Source organism: Rhodococcus sp. NPDC059234 (assembly GCF_042754225.1).
Lineage (GTDB): Bacteria > Actinomycetota > Actinomycetes > Mycobacteriales > Mycobacteriaceae > Rhodococcus_G.
Genome location: NZ_JBHZAH010000010.1, coordinates 10,982 through 29,561 on the forward strand (window position 1 = coordinate 10,982; position 18,580 = coordinate 29,561).

The following is an 18,580-nucleotide window of genomic DNA, read 5'->3' on the forward strand; positions in this document are numbered from 1 at the left end:
TCAGTCCCGGATACCGCGCAGGATCGCGTCCAGCACCGGACCGATCTCGGCGAGCGCCTGCGCCGTGGTCATCGCGTTGTGATCGACATCGACCTCGTGGGTCGACAGGCTACGCACCGTGGAGGTCCACTGGGACGCCCCGAAGGTCCGGTCCCGACCGGCGATGAAGTAGTCCGTCTGGCCGTCGAAGTGCCGCGGTCGGTACGCCTCGATCTGCTCGCCCGCACGACCCGCACTCTCGATCACCTGGGCCAGCCGCTCGGCCGTGAGTGTCGAGGGGAAGCCCTCCACGTCACGCAGCATCCCGACGACGTCCTGGATTGACAGGTCGGCGACGTTCGGCCCCAGGTCGATGTCGATTCCGAGTCCGCCGAGCACGCCACGGATGTTCTCGTCGGCACCGTCCTCGCCGTCGACGATCTCGAGGTGGCTGTCCAGCAGCGCGACGGTGGCGACCTGCTCCCCCGCGTCCCGCAGCTGCACCGCCATCTCGTGCGCCACCACGCCACCGAACGACCAGCCGAGCAGGTGGTACGGGCCCTCGGGCTGCACGCCACGGATGTGCTCGAGGTACAGCGCCGCGATCTCCTCGATCGTGTCCGGCAACCGGCCACCGCTCAGCGCGGGCGACTGGATGCCGTAGACCGGGCGGTCGACGCCGACGTACTGCGTCAACCCGCCGTACGACCAGGACAGGCCGATGAACGGGTGGATACAGAACAACGGAGCCTCGGTGCCCGTACTGCGCAGGGGCAGCAGCACCCCGAAGGCCTCGCCGCCGGTGTCTGCGCCCGCACGTGCGGCGTCGATCCGGGCCGCGAGCCGGCGCGGCGTCGGGTCGCTGAACATCCACTGCAGCGAGACGTCGATGTCGGCGTCGTCGCGCAGCAGAGCGATCAGCCTCGTCGCCAGCAGCGAGTGGCCACCGAGGTCGAAGAAGCTGTCGTCCACACCGATGTCCCCGACACCGAGGATCTGCTCGAACGCCTCGACGACGGTCTGCTCGGCCTTCGTGCTCGGGGCCACGTACTCGGCCCGCTCGGTGAACTGCGGCTCCGGGAGTGCGGCACGGTCGACCTTGCCGGCGCCGGTCAGCGGAATCTCCGCGATCGGCATGATCGCGGCCGGCACCATGTACGCCGGCAGCCGCTCGCCGACGAAGTCGGCCAGCACCCGCGGCTCGACCGTCGCACCCGAGGCCGGCAGCACGTACGCGGCCAGCGCGGTCGCTCCGCCCGGTCCAGGTGCGCCGATCACGTAGGCGAACTCGACCGACGGGTGCGCCGACAGCGCCGACTCGATCTCGCCGAGCTCGATGCGGTACCCGCGGATCTTCACCTGGAAGTCGGAACGACCCAGGTAGTCGATGATCCAGGTGTCCGCACCCGACCGGTCGCGGCCACGGATCCACTGCACCACGTCGCCGGTGCGGTACATGAGCGCGCCCGGGCCGCCGTACGGGTTCGCGACGAACCGCTCGGCCGTCAGTCCGCTGCGGGCGTGGTAGCCGCGAGCCAGAGACGGTCCGGCGATGTACATCTCGCCGGGCACACCCGCGGGCACCGGACGCAGCGAACGGTCCAGCACGACCACCTCGACGCCGCGCAACGGCTCACCGATCGTGACGTGCTCGCCCGGGGCGAGCGCCTCGGTGCAGGTGACCCAGATGGTGGTCTCGGTCGGTCCGTAGGCGTTGATGAACCGGCGTCCCGGCGCCCAGCGGGCGACCAGGTCCGGCGGGCACGCCTCGCCACCGACGACGACCACACCGAGCTCGTCGAGTCCGACCGGGTCGACCGAGGCCAGTGCACCCGGCGTCACGAACGTGTGCGTGACGCGCTGTTCACGCATCAGGTCGGCCAGTTCCGTGCCGCCGAACACCGAACCTGGTGCGATCACCATGGTGGCCGCGGCCCCGAACGCCATCAGGTACTCGAGCACCGACGCGTCGAAGCTGGGCGAGATCACGTGCAGCACGCGCGCGCCCGGCACCAGGTCGAAGCGGACTCGCGCCTCTTCGGCGGTGGTGTACACGTCGCTATGGGTGACGACGACGCCCTTGGGCAGGCCCGTCGACCCGGAGGTGTAGATCATGTACGCCGCGCTGGACGGGCGGATCGGGTGCGACCGATCCGCGTCCGTGACCGGTGCCGCGGACCTGTCCGAGATCGCCGCGCCGACCGTCGGGTCGTCGAGCACGATCCACTCCGGACCCGACTGCAGCGCGCCGCGATGCGCGCCGATGGTCAGACCGAGCCGGGTTCCCGAGTCGCTGAGCATGTGCTCGATCCGATCGGACGGGTAACTCGGGTCGATCGGCAGGAAGGTGGCACCGGCCTTCATCGCGGCCCAGATCGCGGTGACCGACTCGACAGACCGCGACAGCGCGATCGCCACGACGGTCTCCGGTCCCGCGCCACGCTCGAGCAGCACCCGGGCCAACCGGTTCGAGTAATCGTCGAGGTCCCCGTAGCTGACCACCTCGGCGCCGGCCACGAGCGCGGCCGCGGACGGATCGTGCGCGGCCGCCGCGGCCAGGATCTCGGGCAGCGACCGGAATCCTGCCGCGGGACCGCTGGTGGCGGGCACGAGCTCGGCGCGCTGCGCCGAGTCGAGCAGGTCGACGGCCGTGATCCGCTGGTGCGGGTTTCGTGCCACCTCGGCCAGCATCCGACCGAGCATGCCGAACACCTCCGCGGCGCGCTCACCCGTCACCGCGCCGTCGAGGTACTTCATCCGGACCGTCAGCGCGCTGTCGAACTCGGCGACCACGGTCAGCGGGTAGTGCGTCGAGTCCTGGCCCTCCATGCCGGCGACGCGCATGCCGTCGATGTCCGCTGCCTGCGCGACGTCGTCGGCTCCGACGGGGTAGGACTCGAACACCGCCAGGGTGTCGAAGCTCGCGCCCGGCCCCGCCACCGACTGCACGTCCGGCATGCCCAGGTAGTGGTGGTCGAGCAGGTCGGCCTGCTCGCTCTGCACCCGGACCAGCAGCTCCGTCAGGGTCTCCGACCGGTCCAACCGCACCCGCACGGGCAGCGTGTTGATGAACAGGCCGATCATCTCCTCGACGCCCTCGATGTAAGGCGGCCTGCCGGACACCGTGGCGCCGAAGACGACGTCGTCCCGGCCGGTGAGAGTGGCCACGACGAGCGCCCACGCGGACTGTACGACGGTGTTCATGGTGAAACCGTGCTCGCGGCCCAGCGCGACCAGCGCGTCGGACGTCTCGGTGTCGAGCCCGACCGACAGCTCCTGCGAGGTGCCGGCGTCGGTGCCGGTGTCTCCGACGACGACGGTCGGCTCGTCGACCCCGTCGAAGGCCTGCTTCCAGGCGGCGAGGGACTCGCCACGATCCTGCTCCGAGAGCCACACCAGGAAGTCGCGGTACTCGTGCACCGCGGGCAGGTAGGTGGTCTCGCCGTGGGTGGCGTAGAGCGTGAACAGGTCCTTGAGCAGCAGCGGCGTCGACCATCCGTCCATCAGGACGTGGTGGTTGAGCATGAGCAGCTTGTACTTCTCGTCCGCGAGCTTGACCATCGTGAACCGGATCAGCGGCGCGGACTGCAGGTCGAAGCCGGCGGTCCGGTCGGCGTCACGCAGCTCGGCGAGCGCGGACTCCTGCGCGACGGCAGTGAGCCCGGTCAGGTCCACCTCGGACCACGGCAGCGTCACATCCGACTGGATGATCTGCGCCGCGATGCCCGCCTCGTAGGTGAAGGCGGCCCGCAGGTTCGGGTGCCGGTCGAGCAGCGCCTGACCGGCCTTCCGGAACCGCTCGGTGTCGACGCGGCCCTCGAGGGTGAGGACGATCTGGACCTGGTAGAGGTCCTCCGCGTCGCCGCTGAGCTGCGACTGGAACAGCAGGCCTTCCTGCAGCGGCGAGAGCGACCACACGTCGGTGACGGTCGGGAAACGCCGCTCCCAGCGCGCGATCTGCGTCTGGTCCGCCGGGACGAGCGGCAGATCGGACGGGGTGAGGCCGCCGGTGGTGATGGCGCGGGCGTGCTCGGCCAGCTCGGCCAGGCAGTCCTGCCACAGCCCGGCGAGCTCCTCGACGTCGGCGCGCGAGAGCACGCCGGTCGCGTAGGACAGCGTGGCCACCAGCGAGGTGCCCGCCGTGGTGCTGACCGCGGCCGCGTTGATGTCGAGCAGCGCCGGCACGACCATGTCGTCGTTGCGGGCGCCGGCCAGGTTCACGGCCTCGTCGCCCGAGCGGATCGCGGTGGGGTCGACCTCGGCGCCGCCCCGGCGACCGAGGTAGTTGAACCCGATCTGCGGGGTACGCAGCGACGCGAGTTCCGCCCCGGACTCGCGGTCCAGGTAGCGCAGCATGCCGAAGCCGATGCCGTGGTCGGGCACCGCAAGCATCTGCTCCTTGACCCGCTTGACGGAATCGTCGAGCGAACGGTCCGCGTCGAGGTCGATGCCGTCGAGGTCGAGTCGCACCGGGTACTGGGTGGTGAACCAGCCGACGGTGTGGCTGAGGTCGGCGCCCGGGAGCACCTCCTCCTCGCGTCCGTGGCTCTCCATCATGATCAGCGCGGAGGCCGCGTCGACGCCGCGGGCGGCGCGCCAGCGGGTCAGTGCGAGGACCAGACCGGTGAGCAGGCCGTCGTGGCCGGCCGCCCGGTACTTCTCGGGCAGCGTCGTGAGCACGTCCTCGACGATCGACGCCGGCATCTCGACGGTCAGGTCCTGCACCGTCGCGACCGTGTCGAGGTCGGGGTCGAAGGCCCGCGATCCGAGGGGAGGATCCTCCGGGGCCAGGGTGGCGCGCCACAGGTCGAGTTCGGCGGCCCGCTCGCCCGCCTGCGCCTGGTCCACGAGACCGTGCACCCAACGCCGCATGGACGTGCCGCGCTCACCGAACTCGACCGGCTGGCCGCTGGCGATCCGGCCCCACGCCGTGACGAGGTCCTGGAGCAGGATCGGCCAGGACACGCCGTCGACCGCGAGGTGGTGGACGAGCACGAGCAGGCGTCCGACATTGTCCGAGCCCTGCGCGTCCGCGTCGTCGCCGAGCATCCACACCAGCTCGACGAGCCGGCCGTCCGCCGGCCGGAGGCGGCCCGCGGCGGCGTCGAGTTCGACGGCCGCGGCCGCGGTGAACTCGCCCTCGTACCGCACCACCCGAACCAGCTCGGAGGCGTCGACCGTTGCGGCCGCGGGGATCTCGAGGCGACGCTCGCCATCGAGAACCAGTCGCGCCCGAAGCATGTCGTGCCGGCCCAGCACCGCGGCGACCGCCCCGGTCAGGTGGTCGACGTCCAGATCCCGCGGCAGGGTGAGGATCTCGGCCTGCGAGAAGCGGTCGTAACTGCGCCCGTGCTCGACCATCCAGTGCATGACCGCGGTGAGCGGCACCGTGCCGACTCCCCCACCCGGCAGCTCGTCGAGGGTCGGCTGGTCGGCGCCGAGGGCGGCGACTCGCGCGAGCGCGGCGACGGTCTTGTGCTCGAACACCAGCTTCGGGGTGAGCACGATGCCCGCGGCCTTGGCCCTCGCCACCAGCTGGATCGACATGATGCTGTCGCCACCGAGCGCGAAGAACGAATCGTCCACGCCGACCGAGTCGAGCCCGAGCAGCTGCGCGAACAGCCCGCACAGAGCCGACTCGACCTCGGTCGCCGGCGCCCGTGAGGCGCTCGCCCGTGCCGAGTAGTCCGGCGCCGGCAGCGCGTTCCGGTCGAGCTTGCCGCTGCGGTTGAGCGGGAACGCCTCGAGCGTCACGAACACCGCCGGGACCATGTACTCCGGCAGACGCCTGCCGAGCGCGGCCGCCAGCGCGGCCTCGTCGATCGTCGCGCCGGGGACGGCGGTGACATACCCGACCAGCACCTGCTGGCCCGGCCTGTCCTCGCGCACCAGCACGGCCGCCTGGGCCACCGAATCCTGCTCGTGCAGAACGGCTTCGATTTCACCGAGCTCGATCCGCAGGCCGCGCAGCTTGACCTGGAAGTCGGCGCGACCGAGGTAGTCCAGCTCGTTCTCGCGCGTCCAGCGCACCAGGTCGCCGGTGCGGTAGAGGCGGGAGCCGCTGTCCCCGAAGGGGTTCGCCACGAACCGGTCCGCGGTCTGCGCGAACATCGCGCCGTAGCCGCGGCCGACGCCGACACCGCCGACGTACAGCTCACCCGTCATGCCCGCAGGCACCAGCTGCATCCGGTCGTCGAGGACGAACAGGTCCAGGCCCGGAATCGGCACGCCGATCGGGACACTGCCCCGCTCCTCGCGGCCGACCTCGTGGAAGGAGACCACGTCGGACGCCTCGGTCGGGCCGTAGCTGTTGAACACCCGCAGTCCGCCGTCGATCAGCGACCGCAGCGGCGTCAGCTTCACAGCCTCACCGCCGAGGAACAGCATCCGCAGCCGCGACAGCGTGCCGTCGGCGTCGGCGTCGACGACCGCCTCGAAGGCGGACGGCGACATGTTCGCCACGACGACGGAGCCGTCGGAGACGATCGAGAGGATCGCAGCGGGGTCGAAGCCCTCCGGCGCCAACCGGACCGTGGCCCCGGACGTGAGCGCCGCCCAGACGTTCTTCTGCGTGAGGTCGAAGCTCGGAGAGGACGCGACCAGCACACCGTCGCCGGATTCCAGGCCTAGCTCGCGGCGGTACCAGTCCACGGTGTTCGCGATGCCGGCCATCGGCACCAGCGTCGGCTTGGGGCGACCCGTAGAGCCGGACGTGGAGATGACGTAGCCGAGGCGGGCACCGGCGCCCGACTCGGTCCACGGGTCCACCGGCGCGGAGGCGATCGGTGCGGTCGCGCCGGCGAGCACCACGGACGCGGTCCCCAGCGAGGCGCCGACACCGGTCGCGCGAACCCACTCGCCGGTCGCGACCAGGCAGCGCGCGTGGGTGTCGGACAGCAGCGCCTCGATCCGGTCGATCGGGTGGGTCGGATCGACCGGCGCGTAGGCGGCGCCGACCTTCCAGGTCGCCAGCATGCCGACGATCCACTCCACCGACCGGCCGAGGGCGAGCGCGACCACGTCGTCCGGCCCGGCCCCAGCCGAGGACAGCTGTGCTGCAAGGGCATTCGCCCGCTCGTCCAGCTCCCGGTAGGAGACCGCGTCGCTCTCGAACGTCGCCGCGAGGGCCTCCGGGGTGCGCGTGACCTGCTCGGCGAACATCGCGATCAGCGAACGTTCGACGTCCGCCGCGACCGGGCCACGCGAGAGCGCCAGCAACTGCGCCCGCTCCGCCGCGTCGACGAGGTCGATCGAGCCGACCGGCACCGCCGGATCCGCCGCGACCTGGGTGAGCAGCAGCGTGAACCGGTCGGCGAAGCCACGGACCGTGGCCTCGTCGAACAGGTCGGTCGCGTAGCTGAAGGACGCCGCGATCTCGGCCGGTACGCCGTGCTCGTCGTAGCCCTCCTGCAGTCCGAGCGTCAGGTCGAACTTGGCCGCCTCGGGGCCCGAGTCGACGGCGCTGACCGTCAGGCCGGGCAGTTCGAAGCTGGCCTGCTCGAGGTTCTGGAAGGTCAGCATCACCTGGAACAGCGGCGAGTGAGCCGTCGAACGCTCCGGTTCGAGCACGTCGACGAGCCGCTCGAACGGGACGTCGGTGTGCCCGAAGGCCCCGAGGTCGCTGGCGCGGACCGCGTCGACCAGGTCGGCGAAGGTCCGGTTCGGGTCCACCTCGGCGCGCAGCACCAGGGTGTTGACGAACATGCCGACCAGGTCGTCGAGGGCGGCGTCGCCGCGGCCCGCCGACGGGGTGCCGATCGCGATGTCGGTGGTGCCACTCAGCTTGGCCAGCAGTACCGACAGGGCGGCGTGCATGACCATGAACACGCTGGCGCCGCGTTCGCGGGCGATCGCGACCAGGCGGTTGTGCGTCGGCGCGTCGATCGAGAACATGACGGTGTCGCCGCGCAGCGACTGCACCGGCGGCCGCGGCCGATCGGTGGGCAGTTCCAGCTGGGTGGGCAGGTCCGCGAGGGCGTCACGCCAGTGCTCGATCTGCCGCGCCGCGATCGAGTCCGGGTCGGCCTCGTCGCCGAGGACGGTGCGCTGCCAGATCGCGAAGTCGGCGTACTGCACCGGCAGCGGCGACCACTGCGGCGCCAGGCCCTCGGCGCGGGCGGCGTACGCCACCATCACGTCGCGGGCGAGCGGGGCCATCGACGAGCCGTCACCGGCGATGTGGTGCACGACCACCACCAGAACGCGCTCGGTGTCGTCGACCTCGAACAGTCCGATCCGCACGGGCGGTGCGGCGGTGACGTCGAATCCGGTGTTGCCGAAGGCGATCGCCTCGGCGACGAGCGTCTCCTCGCTCACCCGGCTCGGCGTCAGCTCCGCGAGCACCTCGACGGCGGGCAGGACCACCTGGTACGGCTCGCCGTCCACGGCGGGGTACACCGTGCGCAGCGACTCGTGCCGCTCGAGCACGTCCGCGACGGCGTGGCGCAGCGCCCGCACGTCCAGGTCGCCGGACAGCCGGACCGCCAACGGGATGTTGTAGGCCGCGGACTCGGTGTCGAACTGGTTGAGGAACCACATTCGGCGCTGCGCGAGCGACAACGGAATCCGGGCCGGGCGCTGGGCGACGGTGAGCGGGATCCGCGAACCACCCTGCGCCCGAGCGGACTCCACGAGCGCCGCGAGTGCGTTGACCGTCGACGCCTCGAACACCTCGCGCACGCCGACGGACAGTCCGAGGACCGCACCGAGCCGGGCAGTGACGCGGGTGGCGATCAGGGAGTTGCCGCCGAGATCGAAGAAGTCGTCGGTCGAGCCGACCCGGGCGACGCCGAGAACCTCGCCGAACACACCGGCCACGATCTCCTCGGTGGGCGTGCGCGGCGCGACGTAACCCGCGGTGACCGAGACGATCTCGGGCTCGGGCAGGGCCCGCGCGTCGAGCTTGCCCGCCGGGGTCAGCGGGATCTCGTCGAGCACGGTGACCGCCGACGGCACCATGTACGCCGGCAGGGACGCGGCGACGTGCTCGAGCAGGTCGCCGACGCGAACCGTCGCGTCCTCGGCGGCGAGGACGTAGGACACCAGCGAGGTGTCCCCCGCCTCGTTCGTCCACCCGGCGGTGTGCGCGAACGCGACCGACGGGTGAGAGGACAGCGCGGCGCTGACCTCTCCGAGTTCGATGCGGAAGCCGCGGATCTTGACCTGGAAGTCGGAGCGGCCGCGGTATTCGAGGGTGAGCTCGCCGCCGGTGCCGTGCACCCAGCGCACGACGTCACCGGTGCGGTACATCCGCACGCCGGCGTCGCCGAACGGGTCGGCGACGAACCGGTCCGCGGTGAGCGCGGTCCGGGCGTGGTAGCCCCGGGCCAGGCCTGCACCGGCGAGGTACAGCTCACCCGGCACCCCGACAGGCACCGGCCGCAACCGGGCATCGAGAACGTGCGCGACGACGCCGCGGATCGGGCCGCCGATCGCGACCGGGCGACCGGCCTCGAGCGGACCCTCGACGGTCACGGCGACGGTCGACTCGGTCGGACCGTAGGCGTTGAACATGCTCCGTCCCACCGCCCAACGGGCGACGAGTTCCGGCGGGCAGGAGTCGCCGCCGACGACGACGGTCCCGAGCGCGTCGAGCCCGTCGGGGTCCACGGAGGCCAGTGCCGCCGGGGTGACGAAGGCGTGAGTGACCCGCTGCTCGCGCAGCAGGGCGGCCAGTTCCGCGCCGCCGTACACGTCGGTCGGCGCGACCACCATGGTCGCCGCGGCACCGAAGCTGAGCAGGTACTCGAGCACCGAGGCATCGAAGCTCGGCGACGAGAAGTGCAGCACCCGGGCGTCGGGCGTCACGGCGAACCGGGTCCGCTGCTCCTCGGAGAGCGCGTGCAGACCGCGGTGGGTGACCACCACGCCCTTGGGGACACCGGTGGAACCGGACGTGTAGATCAGGTACGCCGGGTGGTCGAGCACGGTCGGCACGACGCGGTCCGCGTCGGTGATCGCCGCGACGGATGCGGCCTCGATCTGCGCGGTGACGGCCGGCTCGTCGAGCACGATCCAGTCGGTGCCGGCGGGCAGCGACGCGAGTTCGCCGCGCACGGTGATTCCGTGCGCCGCACCGGAGTCGGTGAGCATGTGCTCGATCCGCTCGGCCGGGTAGTTCGGGTCGACCGGCAGGAAGGCGGCGCCGGTCTTGGCGACCGCCCACATCGCGGTGACGGACTCGACCGACCGGGTCACCCCGAGCGCCACGTAGTCCTCGGCACCGACGCCGCGTCCGATCAGGACCCGGGCGAGGGCGTTCGACCGCTCGTCGAGGTCGCGGTAGCTGACCTCGACACCCCGGTGCGTCAACGCGATTCGGTCCGGGTCCTGTGCGGCCGCGGCCGCCAGCAGGTCGGCGAGGGTGGCCGCGGCCGGCGCCTGCGGGCCGTGGACCGCGACGAGTTCGGCTCGTTCGACGTCGTCGAGCAGGTCGATGTCGGACACGACGACCTCGCCGTCGGTCGCGACCGCGTCGAGGATCCGGACGAACCGGCGCGCGAACGAGTCGACGGTGCCGGCGTCGAAGATGTCGGTGGCGTAGCCGAAGGTCACGGCCAACCCGTCGATGTCCGGACGCCTGCCGTAGGACACCTCGAGGTCGAACTTCTCGACGTGGCCGTCGAATTCGACACCCGAGACCGCGAGGCCGGGCAGCTCGAAGCGTGCGTCGCCCTCCACGTCCTCGGTGGACAGCACCACCTGGAACAGCGGCGTGTGCGAGGTGGAGCGGGCCACCCCGAGCAGGTCGACGAGCCGCTCGAACGGCAGGTCGGCGTTCGAGTAGGCGGCGAGATCGCTCTGCCGCGCCCGAGCGAGCAGTTCGGTGAACGTGAGGTCGGGCTCGACCTCGGTCCGCAGCACCAGGGTGCCGACGAACATGCCGATCAGGTCGCCGAGGGCCTCCTCGTTGCGCCCCGCGATGGGGGTGCCGACCGCGATGTCGGTGGTCGCACTGAGCCGGGCGAGCAGCACCGCGAGCGCGGCGTGCACGACCATGAACATGGAGGCGCCGTGCGCGTTCGCCAGCCGCTGCAGCGCCGCAGCGGTCTCGGCGGACACGGGCAGCGAGGTGGACGCACCCTGCTGGGTCCGCTGGGTCGGCCGTGGGCGGTCGGTCGGCAGGTCGAGGACCTCCGCGACACCCGCGAGCTGGCCACGCCAGTAGTCGGCCTGCGCCGCCGCCAGCGAGTTCGGGTCGGATTCGTCACCGAGCAGTTCGCGCTGCCACAGGCTGTAGTCCGCGTACTGCACCGGCAGGGGCGCCCACGCGGGCGCCTCGCCGGAGGTGCGAGCGAGGTAGGCGACCATGAGGTCACGGGCCAACGGCGCGGTGGACGCGCCGTCACCGGAGATGTGGTGAACGGTCATGGCCAGCACATGTTCGGACTCGCCGACCCGGATCAGCTTGGCACGCAACGGCATTTCGACGGCGACGTCGAACGGCGCGAGCGCGAACTCGCGCACCGCGGCCGCGACCTCGCTCGCGTCCACCGAGACCGGAGCCAGGTCCAGCGGGACCTCGTCCACGGACAGGATCCGCTGGAACGGACCGGAATCCGAGTTCGGGAACAGGGTCCGCAGCGACTCGTGCCGGGACACCACGTCCCGCACCGCGGCGGTCATCGCGGGCACGTCGAGCTGCCCGGACAGACGCACCGCGAACGGGATGTTGTAGGCCGCCGACGACGTGTCGTACTGGTTGAGGAACCACATGCGCTGCTGCGCGAGCGAGAGCGGGATCCGCTCCGGACGCGGCCGCGCGGTCAGGGCCGGCCGGTCGGTGGCGGCGCCGGACCGCTCCACGAGCGTGGCCAGTTCCTCGACGGTCGGGGCGTCGAAGAGCACCCGGACACCGAGCGCCGTGCCGAACTCGTCGTTGATCCGCGCCAGCACGCGCACGGCGAGCAACGAGTGGCCACCGAGCTCGAAGAAGCTGTCGGTGGCTCCGACCTGCTCGGCGCCGACGACCTCGGCGAAGACGCCGGCGACGATCTCCTCGACCGCGGTCCGCGGGGCGACGTGCGCGACCGGGCTCGCTTCGATCTGCGGGGCGGGCAGAGCCCGGCGGTCCAGCTTGCCGGAGCTGTTCAGCGGCATCTCGTCGAGAACCACGAACGCGGCCGGCACCATGTAGGACGGCACCCGCGCACCGAGGTGCGCCTTGACTTCGGCGATCTCGAGACCGGTGCCCACGACGTAGGCGACGAGCTGGTCGCCGACGTGCGAGTCCCGGTGCAGGACGACGACACACTGGTCGAGTCCGTCGACGTCGAGCAACGCGGCCTCGATGTCGCCGAGTTCGATGCGCAGACCGCGCAGCTTGACCTGGAAGTCGGTGCGCCCGAGGAACTCCAGCTGACCGTCGGAGTTCCAGCGCACGAGGTCGCCGGTGCGGTACAGCCGGTCTCCCGCCGCGCCGAACGGGTTCGCGACGAATCGGTCGGCGGTGAGGTCGGCGCGGCCGTGGTACCCGCGGGCCAGCTGCGCTCCGCCGTGATACAGCTCGCCGGAGACGCCGGCGGCCACCGGCTGGAGCCGGGCGTCGAGCACGTACGAGGTGGTGTTCCACACCCCGCGACCGATGGGGACGACCGCGACGTCGGCGACGTCGGTGCCGTCGAAGTTCGTCGTGGTGATCGCGGCCTCGGTCGGACCGTAGGTGTTCTCGACCCGGACGCCGCGCGCGGCGACCCGTCGAGCGGTCTGCGGGGTCAGCGCCTCGCCGCCGCCGAGGATCTGCCGCATGGAGGCGGGCAGCGTCGCACCGTCGTCGGGCAGGAGCATGTCGAGCAGCGACGGGACGAACTCGGCGATGGTCACCGAGTACTCGTCCATGACCTTGGCCATGTACGCGGGATCGCGGTGGCCGTCGGGCCGCAGGATCACGACCGAACCGCCGACCTGGAGCAGCGCGAAGCACTCCCAGACCGAGACGTCGAAGGTGACCGGCGCCTTCTGCATGGTCCGGTCGGCCGCGGTGAGATCGAAGTACCCGTGCATCCAGCGGGTCTGGTTGGTGATCGCCCGGTGCGAGACCGTCACGCCCTTGGGGCGTCCGGTCGATCCCGAGGTGTACAGGATGTACGCCACGTTGTCGGGCCGCAGCGGGGACCGACGCTCGGCGTCGGTGACCGGCTCGTCGCGGTAGGCGGCGAGGTCGAGCAGGTCGAGGTCGACGACCTCGCCGCCGGCGGGCAGCGCGGCGCCGGTGTCGGAGCTCGTGAGGACGCACACGGGCGCCGACGAGGACAGCACGTACTCGATGCGGTCGGCCGGATGCTCCGGATCGATCGGCACGTAGGCGCCGCCGGCCTTGACGACGGCGTACATCGCGACGAGCAGCTCGAACGAGCGGTTCAGGCACAGCCCGACCGCGTCGTCCGGTCCGACGCCCCGCTCGATCAGGGCCCGCGCCAACCGGTTCGCGCGGGCGTCGAACTCGGCGTAGGTCAGCTCGGCACCCTCGAAGACGAAGGCCACCGCGTCGGGCGTGCGTGCGACCTGCTCGTCGAACAGTGCGGCGAGCGTGGCGGGCTCGAGGTCCACCGAGGTGTCGTTCCACTGCCGCAGCACGCGCTCGCGTTCGGCCTCGTCGAGCAGCGCGATGTCGCCGACCGGCTGCGCCGCGTCGACGGCCACCGCCTCGAGAAGGCGAACGAACTGCTGGGCGAACGACGCGATCGTCGACTCGTCGAACAGGTCCGTCGCGTACACGAAGTACGCGTACATGCCGGTCAGCTCGCCCGATTCGTCGATTCGCTCGCCGAGAGTGAGGTCGAGGTCGAACTGGGTGACGTTCGCCTCGGTGTCGAGCGCACCGACGGTCAGCCCGGGCAGTTCGAGGACGGCACGCTCCTGGTTCTGCAGTGCGAGCGACACCTGGAACAGGGGGTTGTGGGCCTTCGACCGCACCGGGTTGAGGGCGTCGACGAGCTGCTCGAACGGCACGTCCATGTGCCCGAAGGCCCGGACGTCGGTGGAGCGGACGGTGTCGAGCAGATCGGCGAAGGACGTCGCCGCATCCACCTCGGTCCGCAGGACCAGGGTGTTGACGAACATGCCGACGAGATCGTCGAGCGCGGCCTCGCCGCGACCGCCGACCGGGGTGCCGATCGCGATGTCCGACTCCCCGGACAGTCGCGACAGCAGCACCGACAGCGCCGCGTGCAGGACCATGAACGGCGTCGCGGCGTGCGCGGTCGCCAGCGCGCGGACCGCGCGGGTGGTGCGCTCGTCGATCGCGAAGTCGTACCGGGCGCCGAGCATCGACTGCTCGGCCGGCCGGGGCCGGTCGGTCGGCAGGTCGAGCGCGGCAGGCAGGGCCGAGAGCTCCTTGGTCCAGAAGGCGAGTTGCCGGGCCGCCAGGCTGGTCGCGTCCTCGGGCGAGCCGAGGACCTGGTGCTGCCACAGCGCGAAGTCCGCGTACTGCACGGGCAGCGGCGTCCACGCCGGAGCCGAGCCCGCGGCGCGCGAGGTGTAGGCGATCATGACGTCGCGGGCGAGCGGCGCCATGGACATGCCGTCCGCACTGATGTGGTGCACCACCATCACCAGCACGCGGTCGGACGCGGAGACCTCGAACAGGCGCGCCCGCACCGGCGGCGCGATCCGCACGTCGAAGCCGCCGGACAGGAACTCCGCCGCGGTGGCGAGCAGCTCCGACTCGTCGACCGTCACCGGCGCAAGGTCGAGTTCGACCTCGGAAGCGGGCAGGACGACCTGTGCCGGGCCCTGCTCCGAGTCCGGGTACCTGGTGCGCAGCGACTCGTGCCGCGCCAGCACGTCCGCGACCGCGGCCTGCAGGGCCGCGACGTCGAGCTCACCGGTCAGCCGCACGGCCATCGGGATGTTGTAGCCCGACGAGTCGGGATCGAACCGGTTGAGGAACCACAGCCGCTGCTGGGCCAGCGAGAGCGGCACGTGCGCCGGCCGGGCCGCCGCCACGAGCGCCGGACGAGCGGCACCGGGGTCGCCGGCCTGCTCGACCCGGATCGCGAGTTCGGCGACCGACGGGGCCTCGAACAGTTCGCGAACGCCGACGCGCACGTCGAGCGCCGCGTTGATCCGCGCGATCACCCGGGTGGCGACAAGCGAGTTGCCGCCGAGGGAGAAGAAGCTGTCGTGCACGCCGATGCGCTCGACTCCGAGCACCTCTGCGAAGACCGACGCGATCGCCTCTTCGACCAGATTCCTCGGTGCGACGAATTCCGTTGCAGTCGAGGCGAAGTCGGGGGACGGCAGGGCGCGACGGTCGAGCTTGCCGTTCGCCGTGAGCGGGAACTCGTCGAGCACGACGAGCACCGACGGCACCATGTATGCCGCGAGGAACTCGCCCACATGCGCGAGCGCCGCGTCCGTGTCGATGCTCACTCCGGTCTCGGGCACCACGTAGCCGACCAGGCGGTCGCCGGTGTGCGGATCAGAGTGGACGAGCACCGCGGACGCCGCGACACCCTGGAAGCGCAGCAGCGTCGACTCGATCTCCCCGAGTTCGATACGGAAACCGCGCAGCTGCACCTGGAAGTCGCTGCGGCCCAGGTACTCCAGCTGACCGTCGGTGTTCCAGCGGGCGAGGTCGCCGGAGCGGTACATCCGCTCGCCCTCCGCACCGAACGGGTCGGACACGAAACGGTCCGCGGTCAGGTCGGGGCGACCGAGGTAGCCGCGCGCCAACTGGCCGCCGCGGACGTACATCTCGCCGGTCACGCCGACCGGGGCCGGCTGCAGGCGCGAGTCGAGAACGTACACACCCATGCCGGGCAGGCCGCGACCGATGACGCTGGCGGTGGACTCGCGCGCGAACTCGCGATCGAGCGCCAGGTAGCTGACGTGCACGGTGGTCTCGGTGATGCCGTACATGTTCACCAAGCGCGGCGCGTCGTCGGCGTGCCGCGAGTACCAACGGTCCAACTGTCCGAGGTCGAGGGCCTCGCCGCCGAAGATCACGTACCGCAGGCTCAGCGGCTCGGCATCCGCCGAAACGGAGACAGAGCTGTCCCCTGCAATCCGGTCGGCCTCGGCGAGCTGGTAGAACGCCGACGGCGTCTGGTTGAGCACCGTGACCTTCTCGGCGCGCAGCAGCTCGAGGAAGTCCTCGGGCGAGCGGGAGGTCAGGAAGTCCACCACCACGAGGCTGCCGCCGAACAGCAGCGGACCCCACAGCTCCCAGACCGAGAAGTCGAACGCGTAGCTGTGGAACATCGTCCACACATCGGTCTCGTCGAACCCGAACTCGACCTGCGTGTTCGCCATCAGGGTGAGCACGTCCGAGTGCGGAACCACGACGCCCTTGGGCCGGCCCGTCGAACCCGAGGTGTAGATCACGTACGCCGGGTGCACCGGGGACAGCGGGGCGACCCGCTCGGCATCGGCGAGCGGGGCGTCCGAGACCTCGGACAGCCGAGCCGCCAACTCCGGCGAATCCAGCAACAGCGGACGAACGTCGTTGTCCGGCAAGGCCTCGATGTCGGCGACGGTCGAGATCACGCAGACCGGAGCCGCGTCCTCGAGCATGTACGCGAGGCGGTCCTGCGGGTAGGTGACGTCCACCGGCACATAGGCACCACCGGCCTGCAGCACCGCGAGCAGGGCGACGATCAGATCCGCGGTCCGGGGCATCGCGACCGCGACCATGGACTCCGGGCCCACGCCCTCGGCGATCAGCACGCGGGCCAGGCGGTTGACCCGCGACGACAGCTCGGCGTAGGTCATCCGCTCCCCCGCCGCGACGACCGCGGTGCGGTCGGCGTGTGCGGCCGCGCGCTCCGCGAACACGTCGACCAGCGTCCGGTCGGGCACACCGATACCGGGCACGGTCCAGCCGTCGAGGAGTTGCTCGCGCTCCGCCTCGTCGAGTACGTCGAGGGCGGCGACCGGCTGGTCGGGAGACTCCGCGAACGCGGTGAGCACCCGGAGCACCCGGTCGAGCAGTGCCTGGACCTCGTCGGCGGTGTAGACGCCGGTGAGGTACTTCACCTGCAGGTGCAGGCGATCGGCGACGCTGGCGACCAGCGTGAGCGGATAGTGCGTCGAGTCCATGCCGCGCAGTCCGGCCACCCGCATGCCGTCGATGTCGGCGGCCTGCGCGAGCGCCTCCTGATCGACCGGGTAGGACTCGAACACGGTCAACGTGTCGAACGACGCACCGGCCCCGACGGTCTGCTGAATCTCGGCCAGGCCGAGGTAGTGGTGGTCCAGGAGAGCGGCCTGCTCGACCTGAACCCGCGCCAGCAGGTCGGTCGGGGTCTCGGCAGGGTTCAGCGTCACGCGCACCGGAAGCGTGTTGATGAACAGGCCGATCATCGACTCGACACCCGGGAGATCCGCGGGACGCCCGGAGACGGTCGAACCGAACACCACGTCGGTGCTGGAGGTGAGGGCCGAGAGCACGATGCCCCAGGCCGCCTGCACGACGGTGTTGAGCGTGACGCCGTGCCTGCGAGCGAGCGCGGTCAGCTCGCCGGTCAGGTCGGCGGACGCGAACCGGGACAGGTCGGTGGACGCCACCGACCCGTCGCCCTCTCCGGCCGCGAGCAGCGACGGCTCGTCGAGCCCGGCGAACGCCTCGCGCCACGCTGCCGCGGAGGCGGCGTGGTCACGATCGGCCAGCCACACCAGGAAGTCCCGGTACTCGCCCGCCGGAGGCATCGTCGAGGCGTCGCCACCGGTCGCGTACAGGTACAGCAGATCCTTGAGCAGCAACGGGGTCGACCAGCCGTCCAGGAGGACGTGGTGGTTGGTCGAGAGCATTCGGTACCGGCCACGACCGAGGTCGGCAAGGGTGAATCGGATCAGGGGCGGAACCGACATGTCGAACCCGCGGGCCCGGTCCTGCACGAGCAACCGCTCGAACGCCGCGTCCGGATCCGAATCCGCACTCAGATCGACCGTCTGCCAAGGCAGTTCCACGTCCGTGGGCACGATCTGCACCGGATCTCCGGAGGCCGAGTCGAACGCGACGCGCAGGTTCGCGTGCCGGCGCAACAGCGCCTGACCTGCCGCCCGGAGGCGTTGCGGGTCGACGGTGCCCGTCAGGTCGAGAACCGTCTGGACCATGTAGGCGTCGAGGTGCTCGCCCGCGAACTGGGCGTGGAAGTGCAGTCCCTCCTGCAGCGGCGAGAGCGACCACACGTCGGCCAGTCCCGGATGACGGGCCTCGAGCGACTCGACACCGGCTTGGTCGAGGGTCACCAGCGGCAGGTCGGACGGAGTGAATCCGCCGGCTCCGGGGGCGTCGGCATGGGTGACGAGCGCGGTCAGCGCCTGGACCCACAGGTCGGCGATCGCCTGGGCGTCGGCGCCGTCCAGCACGGCGGTCGCGTAGGAGAAGGTGGCGCCGAGGCGGGTGCCGTCGGCGGTGTCGACCGCGGAGGCGTTGATGTCGAGGATCGCCGGCGCGGTCATGCCCGCGTCGCGCACGCCACCGAGGCTGCCCGATTCGGTGTCCGGGACCCAGGCGGCGTCGCCATCGACCGCGGCGGTCGCGACCCGGCCGAGGTAGTTGAACCCGATCTGCGGTGCCGGCAGCTCGCGCAACTCGGCGGCGGTGTCCGCGTTCAGGTAACGGAGCAGGCCGTAGCCGATGCCGTGATCCGGGATC

Annotated in this window: 1 protein-coding gene (only partly in view); it reads right to left on the reverse strand. The window is 71.3% G+C overall.

Annotated features, from left to right (window positions below; genetic code table 11):
* A protein-coding gene (locus tag ACFXGJ_RS04045) for a non-ribosomal peptide synthase/polyketide synthase (protein ID WP_378616728.1) crosses the window boundary here: on the reverse strand, positions 1-18,580 show its 3' portion. Its footprint extends 24,719 nt past the window's final position; 18,580 of the gene's 43,299 nt are visible here — the last part of the coding sequence; its start codon lies off the right edge, out of view — the gene reads right to left on this strand; the stop codon is at positions 1-3.